Origin of the sequence: Bacillus sp. FSL H8-0534 (assembly GCF_038005885.1) — a bacterium.
GTDB classification, from domain to species: domain Bacteria; phylum Bacillota; class Bacilli; order Bacillales; family Bacillaceae_G; genus Bacillus_A; species Bacillus_A pseudomycoides.
In genome coordinates, this window is record NZ_JBBOUC010000003.1 from 154,684 (window position 1) to 171,911 (window position 17,228).

Below are 17,228 nucleotides of genomic sequence, written 5' to 3' on the forward strand. Positions count from 1 at the left end.
TTATTCAATAATTTCTTCTGTATCCCTGCACTAAGTGTCATCCATATATTCGATTCAGAAAGCTTGTTTGTTGCAACCGATGACAAAAATCTTCAATATCATAAATATATCTTTTAATCATATTACTTGTTTCTATCATTGCAATTATTAATTGGGATCCTTCACCTGAAATGAATCGTATTCTAATTATGTGTGCATTAGTTTTAATCTTCATTGTCGGAGCAATCAGTTCAACATATCATCAATTAAAAAGCTAAGCATCTTCATACATAAAACAGAAAAGAGTCCTAAATTAATAGGACTCTTTTTTATTATTCCTGAAAGTAAACTTTTTAATATTAGTTTAGATTCATTTCCCCTCAAACATTGACTTTACCTCAATTCCCTTGATACCCTCAAAATCTGAAAGGAAAGTATACATTCAAAACACTATAAATAAAGAGGATAAGATAGCTGTAAACAAAAAAGAAAAGCTAAATCTAGATTAGCTTTTTTACATAATTTCCGTCAATGGAAGATAAAATCATTAAATTCGTTTATAATAATTTATAAGATAAGGAGGTGATTCGTATGATAACAAATCAAGTTAAAACAGAAATTTTATTAAACAGAATATCCATGATAATACTAGCTTCTCTTTGTATATCTATTATAGCTTTACTTATGAATTATTTTGAAACAGGACATGTTGAAAATATCCAAATCTTTATTGTCAGCATTCTTGCCATTCTCACATCAGTTTTTTCAATTACTAATTATAAATTTATAAAAAAAGGATGAATACATTTTTTCATCTTCAGTTAACATAACCCCACTTATTGGTATTCAATGTATCTAGAAACCTAGAAAAGTCCCTTCAGAAGAAGATCTGAAGAGACTTTTCATTCACTTAATCAAGATTATCGGAAATATATTTCGCATTTTTGAGAAGCTACTTCTTTGTTATATTCATCGAGAATTTCTTTTAACATTGCTGCATCCGAAGGTAAGTTTTTATTGAAGTTAGACCATCCTTGAAACACCAATTCACTTGGCATTTCAATTAGACCCGTAATAGCATCCCAAAACGCAGCCCAGTTTTCCCCGTAAAAATCAGGAAACACAAGTTTTTCTTTAAATAGCAAGTGTAAATCTCTATTGTTTGTTACTCCGGTTAAATCAATGATCGTTGTTACTTTGTAGTCATTTTTCATTAATTAAAATACACCTCTATTGAATTTTAGATTTATATCGTATCATTCTTAACCTCAATTCAATAATAGTTCACATAATTTTTGTTATCGGAAGCAAACCAGAAAAAACGGAATCTATATAGATTCCGTTTTTTCTGGTAATTTCTTCGTAAATTGATATAAAGCAATTGCTCCTAAAATAACAAGTATACCTTTAGGGGCATCTAATAACACAGTTTTCCATGTTCCTGAAATTAATAACTCATTACCTGTAGAAGATTTATAATATGCCCCTATATAACCGATAGTAAATTGAATTACAGATAAAGAGATAAATAAACCTAAACCTATTCGAATCCCCTTTTTATTTGTAAACATATTTTTCCCCCCTGTTAATTATTATATTTATATATAAAATTATAATAATTGTTTAATTTTTTGTCAAAGTGATCAGAGTAGAAGGGATTTTTAAATGTCCTGTTATTTGTTAGGTTAGTGATTCCACAACATTGCTAACTAATTAAAATTTTATGGTATCCCCAGAACAAAATTTTGTGCTAACTTGCAACAAAAAGCTTATTTTTTCATTTTAGGGGGTGTTTTGTTTTGTTAGCTTGATAGCGATGTGGTGCTACCCCATCGCTATCAAGTTAAGAAAAGCAAATACCCCAAAACGAAAATTTTCAACTTCTACAGTTAATGAATTAAAAAGCATTCAACTGTTTTTTTCGTTTTGAGGAGATATATATTTCTTAGCTTGTTAATCGTTCGTTCAATAACAAAAAAACTGGATCTATAGAGTGATAACTCTCAATTTAAGTGAAACTTAGCAATCATTCACAGGGAGCAAAGGACGATAAATAACAGGTGATGAAAGTACTACAGATGTGTTTAATTGTCCGTAAGGAATAAGTCGATCTACGAGAGCTGTTACATCTTTCATTGAGGTAACTGCTGCCTTCATAAAATAGCTATTTGCACCTGTCACCCTATGGCATTCTAGAATATCCATTTCCTCTTTAATTATCTCCTCAAATCGGTGGCATTCTATTTTTATGTTTCCTATTTGAATGATTACAAGTGTATTTTTTCCAATTGCCTCATGAGAAATACGTGCTGCAAAACCTTGAATGACCCCATTTTCTTGTAATCGCCGCAATCGTTCATTTACACTAGGGCGACTAAGGTTCAATTTTTTCGATAACTGTATAATTGTTATCCGTCCATCCTCCTGAAGGAGTTCCAATATTTTTCGGTCAATTATATCCAACTCTATTCCCGCCTTTCCTGATTGTAAATAATTATATTATTATTTATTCAAATCATAAAGTAATAAGAGTATAAATTGTTCAATAGTTTATATAAAATGAACATATAGCCTTCTATAATATAATTATACTTAAATATAAAGGAGAGGATGGCTTGTCGCAATCATTGAAGCAAACCATTTCGGTTCCACAAGGCATTGCGTTATATGTCGGAGCTGTTTTAGGATCAGGAATTTTGATATTGCCTGGTATGACAGCGAGTATTGCGGGTGCAAACGCACTAATTTCATGGATTTTTATGATACTTCTTAGTATTCCATTAGCCTGTACATTTGCCTTTCTTTCAATCGATTTTCCCAGCTCAGGAGGTATATTGACTTTTGCAAATAAAGCTTTTGGACATTATGTAGGCGCTCTCACTGGATGGTTTTTTTTCATTGCAGGAAGTGTAGGACAAATCATTGTCTCTTTAACAGGTGGGACTTACATAGCTTTTGCATTCAATTTACCACATTTTTCTACCTATATTATTGCAGGCATATTACTCATAATTGCGGTTATCGGAAACTATGTGGGATTACAAACAAGTGGGAAAGTTCAGTTAAGTTTGGCTGGGCTTACATTGTTCATTTTATTGAGTACATCAGTGTTAGCTTTTCCAGTTATTAACCAAGAGAGTATAGCGCTCCATATTACAAAAAATAGCATCATGCCAATTGGGCAATCTGCAATGCTCATTTTTTGGTCATTTTTTGGATGGGAAGCTATCTCCAGTTTGGCACCAGAATTTAAAAACCCAAGAAAACAAAACATCATGCGATCAACATGGGGAGCTATTGTTATAATCGGTGTTTTGTATTTAGGCATTATTTTGGCTGTGATTGGTACGAGTTCTTATTCAATAGGAGAACAAACTGTTAATGAGGCTATGAATAGTGCAGCACTAGCTCAAGTTGTGGAAAAAGTAGCAGGAGTAAATGGTGCTTGGGTAACAGCAATTCTCGCTTTTATTATATGTTTAGGAACGAACAATGCGTTTATTGCGAGTATGAGTCGGTTAGGTTATTCTTTATCCCATGAACGTTTAGCACCCTCATGGTTGGATAACCTTAACGAAAAATATTCAACTCCTAGCCGTGCAGTTTTATTAGTAGGATTAATTGCAACAATAGGTTTATTGTTAAGTTTTATTTTTGACATTGGATTAGAACAGTTAGTATTTATTCCTAACTCACTAGCAATTGCCACCTATGTTGTTGGTACGGCAGCTGGAGTTAAATTGATTACAAATGTCTTGGGTAAGGTATTAGCTGCGATAGCTTGTATACTTTGTCTTGCAGCTTATCCTTTCATCGGTTCTTTTATCGCGATTCCAATCATTGTAGCCATTTCATGTATTGTGTATATCACTTGGAGAGGAAAAAGGGAGAAATATGGTGCAATAGAAGCGTAGTTCTTATAATTCAATTTTGGAGGTAGGAAAATGAATCATGATGAAAAATTCACGGTAATAAAAGCTGGTTTAAATGAATTAGATTTAGTCACTAGACTTTTTGACAAATATCGAATCTTTTACAAGCAAACATCAAACTTAAAGGAGGCTAAAAAGTTTATTCAGGAAAGAATGGAAAATGATGATTCCGTTATTTTTTTAGCCTTTGAAAATCAAATAGGTGATGTAAAACCGTTAGGATTTGTTCAACTTTATCCATCTTTTTCGTCGGTCGCGATGAAAAAACTTTGGAATTTAAATGATTTATATGTAGAGCAATCAGCGAGACAAAAAGGCGTAGCAAAAGCCTTAATGGAAAAAGCAAAGGAATATGCTTTGGAAACAGGTGCAAAAGGATTAACACTTGAAACAGCTATTGATAATTACAATGCTCAAAGTTTATACGAGTCTATGGGGTATGAAAAGGATGATGAATGTTTTCATTATAATTTCTTTCTTAAATAGAGCGAGAATTTCGAGCTATATTAGGGGTATCGACACATCGCTATCTACCTAACAAAACAAAATACCCTCTAAAATAAAAAAATACGCTATTCTTTCTGTAGAATCATAAGAAAGGATGGCGTTTTTGTATGTCTATTTCTGTATCTGATGAATTACAACTATTTGCTCAAGAAATTCAAAGCTTTTTGTCCCCAAATATCTTACGAGATCTTGCTAGAGATATTGGTTTCGTGCAACGAACCAGTAAATACCAAGCAAAAGATTTAGTCGCTTTATGTGTATGGATGATTCAAAATGTCGCTAAGACTTCTTTAACTCAGCTATCTAGCCGTTTAGAAGCATCAACAGAAGTACTCATCAGTCCTGAGGGACTGAATCAACGATTTAATAAAGCGGCCGTCCAACTTTTACAACACATACTAGCCGAACTACTAAGCAAAAAATTGGCCTCATCTATACCGATTTCTTCTCCATTCACTTCTGTTTTCAAGCGTATTCGAATTCTGGATTCCACCGCATTTCAACTTCCAGATATCTTTTCATTCGTTTATCCAGGTGCAGGAGGATGCAGTCATACAGCTGGGATGAAAATTCAACTTGAGTATGACCTGCTAAGCGGACAGTTCCTACATATTTATACAGGTCCAGGTAAACAACATGATCGAACCTACGGTTCTCTGTGTGTCCCAACTGTAACAGCGAATGATTTATGTATCCGAGATTTAGGTTATTTTCATTTGAAAGATCTTCAACATATACAAGATAAAAAGGCTTACTATATCTCTCGTATCAAATCGAATACACGCATTTATCATAAAAACCCCAACCCTGATTACTTTCAAGATGGAAGAATCAAGAAAGGTACAGAGTATATACAGATAGATATGGAAATCTTAATGAACTCCCTCCAGCCAGGACAAACATGTGAAATATCCGAAGCCTATGTAGGAATGAAGGATAAAGTACCGACTCGTGTGATTGTACATCGATTAACAAAAGAACAACAAAAAAAACGATTACAAGATCAAGTTGTAAGAGAAAAGAAGAAAGGAATGAAGTATTCTCCTCGTAGTAAACGACTCAGTGGTATTAATGTATATATGACAAATACCCCTACAGAAATTGTCCCGATGGGACAAGTACATGATTTGTATTCTTTGCGTTGGTAAATAGAAATTTTATTTAAAACGTGGAAATCATTCTTTCGCATTCATCATTGTAAAAAGATAAAATCAGAACGATTGGAGTGCTATTTATATGGTCAATTAATTGCCATTCTACTCTGTTCTTCCATCATGTTTCAAATGCGTCAATTGCTCCTCAGGAAGAAAAAGCAAGAGCTCAGTGAATATAAAGCCATATATATGATTAAGGACTATTTTTTTCTTCTGTTCCAAACAATACAAAAGGACACCCAAGAGCTATCAAAGGTACTAATTCGCCTATTCAACCTCCTACAGCAAAACGGGCGAAAATCTCATCGATATGAGAAGAAAACAGTCTTTGATATATTAGGTGTCGTTTACAATTGTACCATGTCTGATAATCAAGCGGCTTAAATCAAAAAAATGAAACCCGTTAGGGTTTATTTCGTATGCAAATCTTTAAATTTCCTACATGTAGCCTTTAGAAAAAAGAAAAAACCTCTACTATAATTGCCTTTGCATAAGCTTAGGTTGATAGCAATGTGGTGCTACCCTATGTTTTTAAATGATATATGAGCAGGTCCGTTTAAAAAAGAAAAGGCACCCTAAGGTACCTTTCTCCGACTTGAACCATCTTAATTTTAATAATATGTATGTGGACTCCCATCCACTTACCATTTTACCATATTTATCTATATTGTTTATTGAGAAAAAAGAAAAAGCGCCATAAATCAGAGCTTTTATATTATGGTTAAGTTACCTAAATTACTATTTTCTTGCGCATGTTATCCCCATTTTATGTGCTTTTTTTATTTTATTTCTCCTCTAAAATACGTTCAATATCATTTATACTTAATTTACTTGCTTTAGCAATTGTTTCGAGTGGTACACCTAGTTCATGCATACCTTTAATCATTTGTATTTTTCCTTCTTGGATTCCTTCTTTCTTCCCCTCATTACGAGCATGAGCAACCTTTGCAGCTTCATCCATTAACACTTTTTCCCTTGCCTCATAGGCTTGTCGGAAAGAAGAATCCTGGCTCATGCGTTCCCACTTATTCATTGCTTTTTGTAAAATTGGATCTTGATTCATGGCAATGTCCTCCAATGTTTGAGTTAAGTGTTCATCTTCATTCGCTGGAAGTAATAATAACCAACGAACAAAAGAATCTTCCCAGGGATTTACTTGTTCATTCCGCCACTGTTGCATTAACTTCGGAATCTCAACCATATGAACTTCTATATCATCACTCAATATCTTCTGTTGTTGCTTATTCCACAGGATTCCTGTTGTATGAAACGCTTCATATTCTGGAAACATCACAAAGTTTAACAGATTAATGGTGATAGTTTTATGAAGAGAACTATATGGCATCCCCTTTTGCAATTGCGATGTGAATAGCTTCCCCCAATAATACAAACTTCGTTTGATCATATCGTGATTATTATTGAGCTGTATTTCTACATTTACTTTTGTTCCTGTATCTAATGTAGCTGAAATATCTAAAATCGATAATTTATCCTCTTCATGTTCTCGATGTAAATGTGGATCTTCTAGCTGTAAAGAAACAATAGGTGATTCTAAGGAATCTTGTAGCATCGCATTTAAAAACGCGATGAGAATATCCTCACTACCATTTGTACCAAATAATTGCTTAAAAGCAAAATCGATGCGTAAATTTACTAATTTTTGATTGGACACAGGTTTTTCCTCTCTCTGTCTAATGCTATTTCTTTTTCTTTATTGTACATAAAAACAATCTGGACATGCAAACTTATACAAATATGAATCAAATTTCTAAACTCACTTTTGTCATCAATTTTTGGAGCACTAAAAAGTTACAACATTCAATTGTAATTATCCCTAATTAATATGGTTCCAAAACCTTTACTTTTTGGGACGTTTTTTTATTTTTGATTAAGTAAGTGCTGATTAATTCTATCTTGAATTGCATTTTTAATAAATTCTTCGATGGAACTATTTGTTTCATCTACAATTTTTGTTATAGATTTATACTCGTTACGTGTGAGAGTTACCGGCTTTGTTACGGTATTACTATCTAAATATACACTGTGATTAACACGTTGTATCAGTTTTCCTTCTATTATATAGGGTGCTAAACTATCCATCCATTCGGTCTGCATTCCAGATGGTAATGATACTAGAGATTGACGAATATCAAAATACCAAAATTCATCTTCTATTGATATTTTTAAGTTTCTCGGTGACACATACTGTAATATGAGATCAGTAAATCGAAAAATATCACTTCGTAATTGATCAGATTTAGGGAAGCGAAATTTCACAAATCTTTGATGATGACTTCGCGGTTGATCAGATAAAACATAGGCAGGCTCATATCCTACTTTTATTGCATCCCCTAATGTTATGTCATTCCCAAATTCATCACGAAGTATGATATCTCCACGTTTTGGAATCGAGATAATACGTGCTAACGTATTCCCTTTCATAAACCTTTGTAATAATACTACATTATGCTTTTGTGAGTATGTATAGATCGTATTTTTCCGCTCTATTTGTTGCACTAATTCACGGATGTCATCTTCTTTTACAAATTTTGTTTTACGATTACGATGCTCCTGTATAGTACAAGCTAACTCTCCCTCTTCTATCCATTTTTCGAGTTGATACATACTGATATGATACTCTTTGCTTGCTTGATATAAAGTAATTCCTTCTACCTCAAGTTCTCCTTTTAATTTCTCTACCTCTTCCCTGTTAAATAAAAAACTTCCATCTAAACGCCATGTATCCTTATTAATTGGATTTAGTTGTCCCTGTTTCATTAAATTATTAAATGTGAAGTGACTAATATCTAAGTACTTTTTTACCTCATTCGTGGTCATATTTATTTCATATGTACTAAGCATTTACGTTCCCCCTAAGATTCCATTTATATATATAAGAAATAATATTATTATGTAAATTATAATTTATAAAATATATAATTTAAATTTATTATAACATAAATAAAAAGTAAACTATTTAAATTGATATCTAATAACGAGATATAATTTATAATTAAATTCATTTTTACTTTAGTGAAAAACGAATAAACAAGAATGAATAAAAGTAAACGTATAACAACTATAGAAAATGGGCGTTTTTCTATAGTTGTTATTCATTTACTAATAATTAAAGTTTAATTTCTTTATATAACTAGTTTTACATGTATATAGGTTATAATAATAATAGAGTGTAATTCCTTTAGGAGTTGATATATGATGAAATTTGAAATAAATACACTACATAAGGATAGTTCTTTAGAAATTATTGAAAAACAAAAACAAGAATTTGCAAATATAATTGCAATTTGGAATGAAGATATTCTAAAACAAGCGGAGCAAAGAAAAGAAAACAATGAACGAGAAGATAAACAAACATATGATAGTTTTTCTGATGAAGAAATACTGTACTACTATTTAAACCGACAAACTCATTTTGATAAGGAAAAACGGATAAAGGATAATTCACGTGTTTTATATGCACGTGATCTAAGTCAATTCTATTTCTTTGTTACAAAAAGCACAGAATTTCTGCAACAAGATGTAAAAGACTACGAAGATGATCGTATATGGAGGAATCTACGAAAACGTCATATCCGTAACTATCAGAGGTGGTTGTCGGAGGAGGCTGTTTCCTATCAATCCAAAGAGAAATACAAAGCATCTACGATTAGTCGGAAACTTGGTGTGATCCGTTCGTATTTGAAATGGCTATATGAAATTCAATATATCCAGGAACCTCTTCATGTGGAAATTCTAAGTACGACCGTTAATAAACACCATAAACCAAAACGCGAGTTATCATATGAGGAAGTGAAGCAGTTGCTTCATTACTATAAGGATAATGAGATCAATTACGCTTTATTATCGGTCCTAGCTACTACAGGGTTACGTGTTGCAGAAGTTGCGCATGCAAAGTGGGAAGATCTTGAGTATGACGATATACGTGGACGTTATTATTTAACAGTAGATACAAAGGGGGATGATGAACGGATTGTTTCTATTAATAAGGAGATTTTTAATCGTATTGTTGCATTTCGAATCCGGAGAAGGTTACCTATAAACATTGGGAATAAAAATGGTGGGACTATATTTCAAACAAAGAACCATTCAGCTTATAGAGAGAATTACTTGTCACAATATGTTTCTAAAGTCATTAAGGATACCAAGTTAGCCTTTACAGAGAATATAAGAATTACCCCTCACTTCTTTAGACATTTTTATGTACAGTACTTATATGATTACAAGGGGCTTGCACCTCATATAATCGCAGCTGCAGTTGGTCATAAAAATGATAGAACTACAAAAGAAAATTATTTGAAACAACGATTAACGAAAGATAATGATGCTGGAAATCTAATTTCGGAAGATGAATTCTAATTATATCGCTATATTTTGTATTAAACAGCTTCAATACCACTGTTTTTAGTTATGTATTTTTTATATAATTAAAATTGATTATCTACCTGTTTTTTCTGTTTGTTCTTATAAGGATTCATTAGTTCTTCGCCAAGATTCCCTAAACAATTAACATATCCATAGGGAAGCGTGTAGAACCTTGCTATAATGAAGGTGGAACTATTTCCTAATTATTGCCGAAGGAGATTAGAAATGGAAAAGATACATAGAATTTTAAGTGATTTTGCTAAGGTTAATGAATATGATGGCGTAGGTAATGATTATAGGCTATATCTTTTATCAGAAAATACACAAGAAGATATATGTGAGCTTATAAAAAAGGATATAAAAGCTACTAGTGAAGACACAATAGAACTTATACAGTTGAAAGAATGGCAGCAGGATTTCCTTTCTTGTGAATTCCCTGAAGGTGAAGAGTATTGGTTCGGAACAATACCAAGTGGATATGATTTGAAAGAACTAACACCGAAGGAATTTATAATAGAACAGTTATTGAATACATTTAAACAAGGGATTAAAGCAGTTTATTGTGTAAAATTAGATATTGGAGCCTATTATGCTTGTAGTTATGAAGAATATGTCTTCGTAACCAATAAGGGAATTTATTATCTTTCTATGCAAGTGCATGATTAAAAAGACAAAATATCTTACGTACATAAATTGTCCATTCTAGATGTTTCAGCTACATTAGATACGGGTACAAATGTAAATGTAGAAATTCTGCTCAATAATAATCACGATATGATTAAACGTAGTTTGTATTATTGGGGAAAGCTATACACATCTCAATTACAAAAAGGAATGCCTTATAGTTCACTTCATAAAACCATTACCATAAACTTATTAAATTTCGTCATGTTCCCAGAATATGATGAGTTTCATACAACAGGAATACTCCGGAATAGACAACAACAAAGAATGTTGAGCGATGATATAGAGGTGCACGTTGTAGAGATTCCAAAGCTAATGCAACAATGGCGCGAAGAAAAAGTAAATCCGTGGGAGGATTCGTTTGTACGCTGGTTACTATTATTGCCAGCAAATGAAGATGAACACCTTACACAAACATTGGAGGACATTGCGATGAACCAAGATCCGATTTTACAAAAAGCAATGAATAAGTGGGAACGTATGAGTCAAGATTCTTCTTTCCGTCAAGCATATGAAGCAAGGGAAAAAGCTTTAATGGATGAGGCTGCAAAGTTTGCGCATGCACATAATGAAGGAAAAAAAGAAGGACTTCAAGAAGGAATAGAACAAGGTGTACAACAAGGGAAAATACAAATGATTAAAGGTATGAATGAACTTGGAGTTCCAGTTGAAACAATTGCAAAAGCAAGTAATTTAAGTGTAGAAGAAATTGAACGTATTTTAGAACAAAAATCATAATGATAATGGTTCTGTTGCAAAGTTTGAAAAAAGCATAAACAGATTGGTAAATGAGGAACAATGTTTAGGAAGTAGCTAGTAATTGTTGAAGTTCATTGTACGTTGAAAAGGCGGAGTCTCTTTGAAGACTTCGCCTTTGTTTATATAGGGCATGAATGGTCTCGATAGCTTTTCTTACGATTAGTCAAATGTTTTTCAGAGTTCTAATTCATTAAATGTCAGAGATTTTATGTCAATTATATTGTAAACCAAATACCCCTAATATGTGTTCATTTTTTTACTAGGGGGGAGAATATGATATGATGAATGAAACTATGATTTCAGGCGGTTAACCGATAATCATAGTATATATTATGTGTAATGAGATAGAAGAGGAGCTTCAATAACTTATTTACACATGCAATGGACGCAACTTTATGACAATTGTTATAAGGTTGCGTTTTTAGTTTATCGTAATACTCAACAATATGATTTTGTCCGTAACGTCGTTGTTTAATCATGTTCTGGATGATGAGAAACAGGATCTTCCGCAAATGTTTATTTCTACGTTTATTGATTTTATCTTTAAAAAAGGTTTTACCTGATTGAAAACGACGTATATCAATACCAGCAAATGCATTGAGTGGCGTTGAAACCATGCATATGATGAAAAAAGGACAACTTCACCTGTGGGTGAAGTCTACCCAAAATGAAGTTAGGTTCATACATAAATTGTTTGGAATTGCATCATAATCTGCCATTGAACAGACTATGTAGGTTTCTATGTCTTTATCAAATGATTTTTGCACCAGAACCTTAGAACTTATAGAACCTATAACCAGGGAGTCTAGTATCCTTGGTGTAATGCACGTAATCAGGGTCTACTTCAATACTAGTAGACTCTCGCCAACTACCAGTGATTTTTCCTTCTGTTATATAATCACCAATCGATCCTCTGGACTGCGGATATCCCGAAGTTACTATCCAATCTCCGCAATTTTTGCACTTGAAGAAGGTTCCAGTAAATAGGTGATCTCCTGTATTTTCATCTTCAACAACAGCAGTACCCTTTGCTATCATTCTATGATAAGCTCCTTCAGGGCAATCATTAAGTTCAGCGTGAGCATGTTGTCCATGACCTAATAAAAACATAGACAACATCATAGTTAAAACAAAAGTAGATACTACAAGCTTTGCAACTCTCATATAAATCACATTCCTTCCTTTAATTTTTAATCCAAGGGAAAAGAAAATGCATGACTCAATTTTTTATATTGAAAGCTGCGCAGCTACTCAATACCCATTTATTACCTATAATTTAATATATGAGCAGAAATAAATCAACATTTATTTCATAAAAATTGGAAAATTTCAATTAGAGTAAAAATCAGTAATTTATATCGTAATATTGCAATGGAATTAAAAACAAAACAACCTTAGAAAAATCCGAGACTATTGTTCTCTAAAATTATTTTTCTTCCCAAATCCCTTTCTTAGCATCCCTTGTTTGTTTTTGGAGCTTCACATAGATATCCGTATCTGTCACGCTGTTGAACGTCAAACTTCGGTCGTCCCTTTAAACGTTTCTTCGTGTAAGCGGAGGCTTCTGGACCGTATGGTTGTACTCGTTTGATTGAATGGACAGATTCATTCACAAATATGCTAAAGGCTATGTTGTGTTGGATAAAGGAATATTTTAAAAAAAGGTCAATTTTTTTCCGAAAAAATTATGGGTTCTGTTGCAAAGTTTAAAAAGGCAGAGACAGATATTGATAAATGAGGGGAACCATTTAGGCAGTGACTAATAATTTATGTAATTCCTTGTACGTTGAAAAACCGCAGTTTGGCTGTAAACTGCGGTTTCGTTTATATATAGCATAAATGGTTTCGATTTCTTTCAAGGTACGTGAAGCATGACGAAGATTTTGAAAAACGTCGTTTGACATGCCTATGGTCTTGTTCTATCAGATTGTTCAAATGTTTGATGGTACAATGAGTTGTACGTTTATAAAAGCCGTGTTCTTTTAATTTGTTAAACGCGCAAAGTAGTGCTGGAGCTTTGTCAGTTGTGAGAATCGTTGGTTCTCCAAAAGCTTTCACCAATCTTTTCATAAAAGCATATGCCGCCTGATGATCTCGCTTTTTACGAAGTTGAATATCGAGCGTATGGCCATCGTTATCAATCGCTCGATATAAATAACACCATTTTCCTTTCACTTTTACATAAGTCTCATCTAATTTCCACGACGATTGTACCTTTTTATTTTTCTTTTTCCAGATTTGATAGATCAAATTCCCATATTCATGCACCCAACGCATGATGATGGTAGGGTGAACTGAAATCCCCCGTTCTTTCATTATTTCAGATACATCACGATAACTTAAAGAAAAACGGCAATAGTAGCCGACAGCTACCAAAATAATATCTTGCTTGAACTGTTTTCCTTTAAAATATCTCATGCATCATACTCCTCGAATCATTTTTCTTACATTTTAATTTTGCTTAGAAAACTTTGCAACAGAACCCAGGATGCAATTGATACTAATGATTAATTTTACAAATTATAAAAAGTCATGAACTTAGTTTTACTTTCTATTATATACAAGTAGTTAGGGGGCAAGATCATAGGCTAAAGATTGTTCCAAATATTCACCCGGAACTTCCTGATAAGTTAAAAAATTTAACAACAAAACGTTTAAAATATGATAAAATACAATTACATTTGAAAAAGAGTAGTGGGTTCAAGTTGTTATTTACATGAACTCCAAAGAAAAAAGCCAAATTCTGTATAGATTTGGCTTTTTTCTTTTTACGCATTTGTAGCTAAAAGTAGCATGGTCTTTAAATCCTTGTTAGGGGCAAGAATTTAAAGAAGAGTTTAGCTTAATTACGATTTTACATAAATTACATATTATAGTAAATTGATATTATTTATACTAAATATTGTAAATATTCAGGTATTTAATCCTTATATTATTTATGCGCAAAGTCACAATTGGTGAGTTTTACAAATGAACCGTCCTAAAAAGCGAACGAGCGTTTAAAAAGGTGTATCTTTACAAACGGATGATTTCTTTGAGGATAAGCAAGCATGTACCGAAAGGTATTAATGTTTTAAGAACGTTCCTAAAATATATTTTTGATGTTTTGGAATGCTATGTTGGCATTAATTTGCGTAATACCAAAAGGGGTACCTTTTGGTATACCTTTTGAAACGGTATATCGTTGTAATTCTTCGGCAAATGGTTGTAGTTCACCGTGAATCGAGAGATTCATAAAAAAACGTCATCCTTTCTAGTCTAACTTGTTAAGAAAGGATAACGTTTTTTAGTACTTGAGGGGTATTAAAATTTCTTAAATTAAAGGGTATGTATGGTGATTCCTAATAAGAAAAGACACCCTCTCGAGTGTCTTTCTCTGACTTGAACCATTTCAATTTAATATGAATATATCCGTATTTTCCCCACCTATACGTGTAAACACATCCTATAAAACAGAATCAATTATTTATACCAGATTGTTAGTGTACAAATACAAGAGAATTGAGATCAATGTAGAATGACACCACATCTATAAAGTTAATTTATTGATGTGTTACGCCTTTAAAAACGAATCTGCTTTATAGAATGTATCCACAAGTAATATTTTACTACATTTAATATTCGGTTCGTGTATTTTTTGATAATTATGCATTATTTCATAATCTTTAATTTGCACAATAAAGACATAACCTACCTTTCTTAAATTCTCTCTCCTATTTTGAAACAAGTCCCATGAGACGCTGTGAAATACCTTTACATCAGGTTCAACAATCTATCCCAATAGACTTTACTCTATTGGGATGGTTGGTGCCGAAAAATATTAAATTCGTTCATTTCATGGTCCTCGGTGCACAAAACGGTGATTTTACTTATTCTAAGCGACATCATCAATCTGAGTTTGGAGAATCTCTTAGCGCAAATAGATAGAAAACCGAATCATAAGTGATATGATCCCCCTATAGTAGACAGAAAAAAGAAAGCTTTATATCCTGTCTATTATAAGGGGGATTTTTTTATGGGGAAAATTAAAAGAACATATGATGAAACATTTAAGAAAAAAGCGATAGATTTATATTTTAAAGAAGGCATGGGGCATACCAAAATAGGAAAAGAATTAGGCATTGATGAAAAAAACGTACGTAGATGGGTAAAACGTTTCAAAGACGAGGGAATCAAAGGTTTAGAAGAAAAACGTGGAAAGGCTACTGGAGGAAAAAAAGGGAGACCTAGAAATTGTCCAAAGGATCCTACAGAAAGAATCAAATACCTAGAAACAGAGAACGAAATGCTAAAAAAGCTATTGGGAATGTAAAAGGAGGGATGAAAGCTGTACCGGCATACAAAAAATATGAGGTGATACAAGAAATGTCCAAAGGTATGCGTTCAATACAGCTACTATGTAAAATTGCGGAAGTATCTAGAAGCGGATACTACAAGTGGTTAAAAAGACAAAGCAATCCTTCTCCGAAGGAGATAGAAGATGGAAAAATAAAAGAAAAAATTATGGAATGTTATAAACAAGTGAAGGGTATCTATGGATATCGAAGAATAACTGTGTGGTTAAGGATGAAACACGAGCTCATTGTAAATCATAAGCGAGTTCAAAGGCTAATGAATAGGATGAAGCTTCGAGCGATTATCAGAAAAAAACGACCTTATTTTGTATCAAAAGAAGCATGTGTAGTCTCAAAGAATTACTTAAATCGAGATTTCAAAGCTGTACAACCAAATGAAAAATGGGTAACAGATATTACGTATCTTATTTTCAATGGGAAAAAGCTATATCTGTCTGCCATAAAGGACCTTTATAATAATGAAATTGTGGCTTATCATATTAGCCATCGTCATGATATACAGTTAGTTATTGATACGCTAAACAAGGCCAAAAAACGACGAGACGTACAAGGGATTCTTTTACATAGTGATCAAGGTTTCCAGTATACTTCACGCCAATATAATGATTTCCTAAAAAAACATAAGATGAAAGCTAATATGTCTAGAAAGGCGAATTGTTGGGACAATGCTTGTATGGAGAATTTCTTCAGTCATTTCAAAGCGGAATGTTTTAATCTGAGTTCATTTCGTTCAGTAGAAGAAGTTAAACTTGCCGTACATAAATATATTCATTTTTATAACTATCATCGTTTTCAAAAGAAATTAAAAAACCTGAGTCCATACGAATATCGAACTCAGGCTTCTTAACTATGCGTTTTAATTACTGTCTACTTGACAGGGGTCAGTACACTCGAAGTGTGAACCCTAAAAGATTACATGAATTAAGAAAGTCAGTCGTTGAGGGTGGATTTGAACCTGATTTTCATACACGAATCGAAGCGATGACGTATACGACGCTACAAGAACTTGCAACGATGGTGTTTTACAATAATGTAGCTAAGGTTGCAAGTAAGCATGATCCAGATCTTGCTACATTATTACGCCGTCTTGCAAAAGATGAAACTCTTCATTATGCATTTTATCGAGACGTCATTCGAACACATTTGGAATTGGAACCTAATTATTGCTATCATATTGCCAATGTGATTATGAATTTTAAAATGCCAGGTGCTGTCATGCCTGATTTTGAAAATAGAATGGCTGTGATTGCAAAAGAAGCTAACTATGGGCCGCTGCAATATTTTGATCAAGTACTTGATGTAGTAGTGGATTATTGGGGGTTAAAAGACTTACGACCAATTGCACCTCTAGCTGAAAAAGCAAGAATTGAGATTTTGGAGTACCACACAAGATTGAAAAAAATACGGGATCGATTTGGTCGTTTTCAAGGGAAAACTGATCTACGTTAATTAGTAGAGGTTTCAGAATATACGCG

General features: G+C 33.0%; 14 protein-coding genes and 7 pseudogenes. 11 read left to right on the forward strand and 10 right to left on the reverse strand.

Features of this window, described 5'->3' with window-relative positions:
• The first annotated feature begins 570 nt into the window (after positions 1 to 570).
• The gene (locus tag MHH71_RS29150; RefSeq protein ID WP_033799455.1) at positions 571 to 780 is read left to right on the forward strand and encodes a hypothetical protein; all 210 of its coding nucleotides are present in this window, start codon (positions 571 to 573) and stop codon (positions 778 to 780) included.
• Positions 781 to 899: 119 nt separating this feature from the next.
• On the opposite strand, the gene MHH71_RS29155 is transcribed toward MHH71_RS29150, so the two are convergent.
• The 3 genes from MHH71_RS29155 to MHH71_RS29165 form a co-directional block, all read right to left on the reverse strand.
• Positions 900 to 1,193: a barstar family protein gene (locus MHH71_RS29155; RefSeq protein WP_006097360.1), complete on the reverse strand. Its 294-nt coding sequence runs from the start codon at positions 1,191 to 1,193 to the stop codon at positions 900 to 902.
• A 114-nt stretch (positions 1,194 to 1,307) separates the two neighbouring features.
• On the reverse strand, positions 1,308 to 1,550 hold the full coding sequence (locus MHH71_RS29160) for a DUF3937 family protein (RefSeq protein WP_033799399.1): 243 nt from the start codon (positions 1,548 to 1,550) through the stop codon (positions 1,308 to 1,310).
• A gap of 448 nt (positions 1,551 to 1,998) precedes the next feature.
• Complete coding sequence (locus MHH71_RS29165) at positions 1,999 to 2,442, reverse strand: Lrp/AsnC family transcriptional regulator (RefSeq protein WP_006097120.1); 444 nt, start codon at positions 2,440 to 2,442, stop codon at positions 1,999 to 2,001.
• A gap of 152 nt (positions 2,443 to 2,594) precedes the next feature.
• On the opposite strand from MHH71_RS29165, the gene MHH71_RS29170 reads away from it, so the two are divergent.
• The 3 genes and pseudogenes from MHH71_RS29170 to MHH71_RS29180 all read left to right on the forward strand — a co-directional run bounded on the left by MHH71_RS29170 (position 2,595) and on the right by MHH71_RS29180 (position 5,956).
• Positions 2,595 to 3,893, forward strand: a complete 1,299-nt coding sequence (locus MHH71_RS29170; RefSeq protein ID WP_033799400.1) for an APC family permease — start codon at positions 2,595 to 2,597, stop codon at positions 3,891 to 3,893.
• A 30-nt stretch (positions 3,894 to 3,923) separates the two neighbouring features.
• Positions 3,924 to 4,397, forward strand: a complete 474-nt coding sequence (locus tag MHH71_RS29175; RefSeq protein WP_006097123.1) for a GNAT family N-acetyltransferase — start codon at positions 3,924 to 3,926, stop codon at positions 4,395 to 4,397.
• A 128-nt stretch (positions 4,398 to 4,525) separates the two neighbouring features.
• Positions 4,526 to 5,956, forward strand: a pseudogene (locus MHH71_RS29180) (IS4 family transposase).
• A 400-nt stretch (positions 5,957 to 6,356) separates the two neighbouring features.
• Here the strand turns inward: MHH71_RS29180 and MHH71_RS29185 are convergent.
• Positions 6,357 to 7,244: an Rpn family recombination-promoting nuclease/putative transposase gene (locus MHH71_RS29185; protein ID WP_003209727.1), complete on the reverse strand. Its 888-nt coding sequence runs from the start codon at positions 7,242 to 7,244 to the stop codon at positions 6,357 to 6,359.
• 206 nt (positions 7,245 to 7,450) lie between these two features.
• Positions 7,451 to 8,434: a DNA-binding protein gene (locus MHH71_RS29190; RefSeq protein WP_340725684.1), complete on the reverse strand. Its 984-nt coding sequence runs from the start codon at positions 8,432 to 8,434 to the stop codon at positions 7,451 to 7,453.
• Positions 8,435 to 8,788: 354 nt separating this feature from the next.
• Here MHH71_RS29190 and MHH71_RS29195 point away from each other — a divergent pair, with 354 nt between their 5' ends.
• The 3 genes and pseudogenes from MHH71_RS29195 to MHH71_RS29205 all read left to right on the forward strand — a co-directional run.
• Positions 8,789 to 9,949, forward strand: a complete 1,161-nt coding sequence (locus MHH71_RS29195; RefSeq protein WP_033799756.1) for a tyrosine-type recombinase/integrase — start codon at positions 8,789 to 8,791, stop codon at positions 9,947 to 9,949.
• Positions 9,950 to 10,180: 231 nt separating this feature from the next.
• Positions 10,181 to 10,621, forward strand: coding sequence for a hypothetical protein (locus MHH71_RS29200; protein WP_006096984.1), 441 nt, complete (start codon positions 10,181 to 10,183; stop codon positions 10,619 to 10,621).
• 24 nt (positions 10,622 to 10,645) lie between these two features.
• Positions 10,646 to 11,377: pseudogene (locus tag MHH71_RS29205) on the forward strand (Rpn family recombination-promoting nuclease/putative transposase); the annotation flags it as partial.
• Between the two features lie 64 nt (positions 11,378 to 11,441).
• Here MHH71_RS29205 and MHH71_RS29210 read toward each other — a convergent pair.
• Together MHH71_RS29210 and MHH71_RS29215 are read right to left on the reverse strand one after the other, a co-directional pair.
• Positions 11,442 to 11,549: pseudogene (locus tag MHH71_RS29210) on the reverse strand (IS6 family transposase); the annotation flags it as partial.
• Positions 11,550 to 11,697: 148 nt separating this feature from the next.
• A pseudogene (locus MHH71_RS29215) lies at positions 11,698 to 12,000 on the reverse strand (transposase); the annotation flags it as partial.
• On the opposite strand from MHH71_RS29215, the pseudogene MHH71_RS29220 reads away from it, so the two are divergent.
• A pseudogene (locus MHH71_RS29220) lies at positions 11,996 to 12,109 on the forward strand (IS6 family transposase); the annotation flags it as partial. The pseudogenes MHH71_RS29215 and MHH71_RS29220 sit on opposite strands and share 5 nt — an antisense overlap.
• A 63-nt stretch (positions 12,110 to 12,172) precedes the next feature.
• Here the strand turns inward: MHH71_RS29220 and MHH71_RS29225 are convergent.
• From MHH71_RS29225 to MHH71_RS29235, 3 genes and pseudogenes are all read right to left on the reverse strand, one after another.
• Complete coding sequence (locus MHH71_RS29225; protein WP_006096986.1) at positions 12,173 to 12,562, reverse strand: hypothetical protein; 390 nt, start codon at positions 12,560 to 12,562, stop codon at positions 12,173 to 12,175.
• 584 nt (positions 12,563 to 13,146) lie between these two features.
• Positions 13,147 to 13,816 (reverse strand): annotated as a pseudogene (locus MHH71_RS29230) (IS6 family transposase).
• Between the two features lie 667 nt (positions 13,817 to 14,483).
• Positions 14,484 to 14,633: a hypothetical protein gene (locus tag MHH71_RS29235; protein WP_006096988.1), complete on the reverse strand. Its 150-nt coding sequence runs from the start codon at positions 14,631 to 14,633 to the stop codon at positions 14,484 to 14,486.
• Positions 14,634 to 15,413: 780 nt separating this feature from the next.
• Between MHH71_RS29235 and MHH71_RS29240 the strand changes: the two genes are divergently transcribed.
• The 3 genes and pseudogenes from MHH71_RS29240 to MHH71_RS29250 form a co-directional block, all read left to right on the forward strand.
• Complete coding sequence (locus MHH71_RS29240; protein WP_006096989.1) at positions 15,414 to 15,710, forward strand: transposase; 297 nt, start codon at positions 15,414 to 15,416, stop codon at positions 15,708 to 15,710.
• An 8-nt stretch (positions 15,711 to 15,718) separates the two neighbouring features.
• Positions 15,719 to 16,600 (forward strand): IS3 family transposase, encoded by an 882-nt coding sequence (locus MHH71_RS29245; RefSeq protein ID WP_006096990.1) that lies wholly within the window; start codon positions 15,719 to 15,721, stop codon positions 16,598 to 16,600.
• A 41-nt stretch (positions 16,601 to 16,641) separates the two neighbouring features.
• Positions 16,642 to 17,202 (forward strand): annotated as a pseudogene (locus MHH71_RS29250) (acyl-ACP desaturase); the annotation flags it as partial.
• Positions 17,203 to 17,228 lie beyond the last annotated feature (26 nt).

Coding starts and splice junctions, on each gene's coding strand:
- MHH71_RS29150 (WP_033799455.1), top strand. CDS start 571: ATGATAACAAATCAAGTTAAAACAGAAATTTTATTAAACAGAATATCC.
- MHH71_RS29155 (WP_006097360.1), bottom strand. CDS start 1,193: ATGAAAAATGACTACAAAGTAACAACGATCATTGATTTAACCGGAGTA.
- MHH71_RS29160 (WP_033799399.1), bottom strand. CDS start 1,550: ATGTTTACAAATAAAAAGGGGATTCGAATAGGTTTAGGTTTATTTATC.
- MHH71_RS29175 (WP_006097123.1), top strand. CDS start 3,924: ATGAATCATGATGAAAAATTCACGGTAATAAAAGCTGGTTTAAATGAA.
- MHH71_RS29190 (WP_340725684.1), bottom strand. CDS start 8,434: ATGCTTAGTACATATGAAATAAATATGACCACGAATGAGGTAAAAAAG.
- MHH71_RS29195 (WP_033799756.1), top strand. CDS start 8,789: ATGAAATTTGAAATAAATACACTACATAAGGATAGTTCTTTAGAAATT.
- MHH71_RS29200 (WP_006096984.1), top strand. CDS start 10,181: ATGGAAAAGATACATAGAATTTTAAGTGATTTTGCTAAGGTTAATGAA.
- MHH71_RS29225 (WP_006096986.1), bottom strand. CDS start 12,562: ATGAGAGTTGCAAAGCTTGTAGTATCTACTTTTGTTTTAACTATGATG.
- MHH71_RS29235 (WP_006096988.1), bottom strand. CDS start 14,633: ATGAATCTCTCGATTCACGGTGAACTACAACCATTTGCCGAAGAATTA.
- MHH71_RS29240 (WP_006096989.1), top strand. CDS start 15,414: ATGGGGAAAATTAAAAGAACATATGATGAAACATTTAAGAAAAAAGCG.
- MHH71_RS29245 (WP_006096990.1), top strand. CDS start 15,719: ATGAAAGCTGTACCGGCATACAAAAAATATGAGGTGATACAAGAAATG.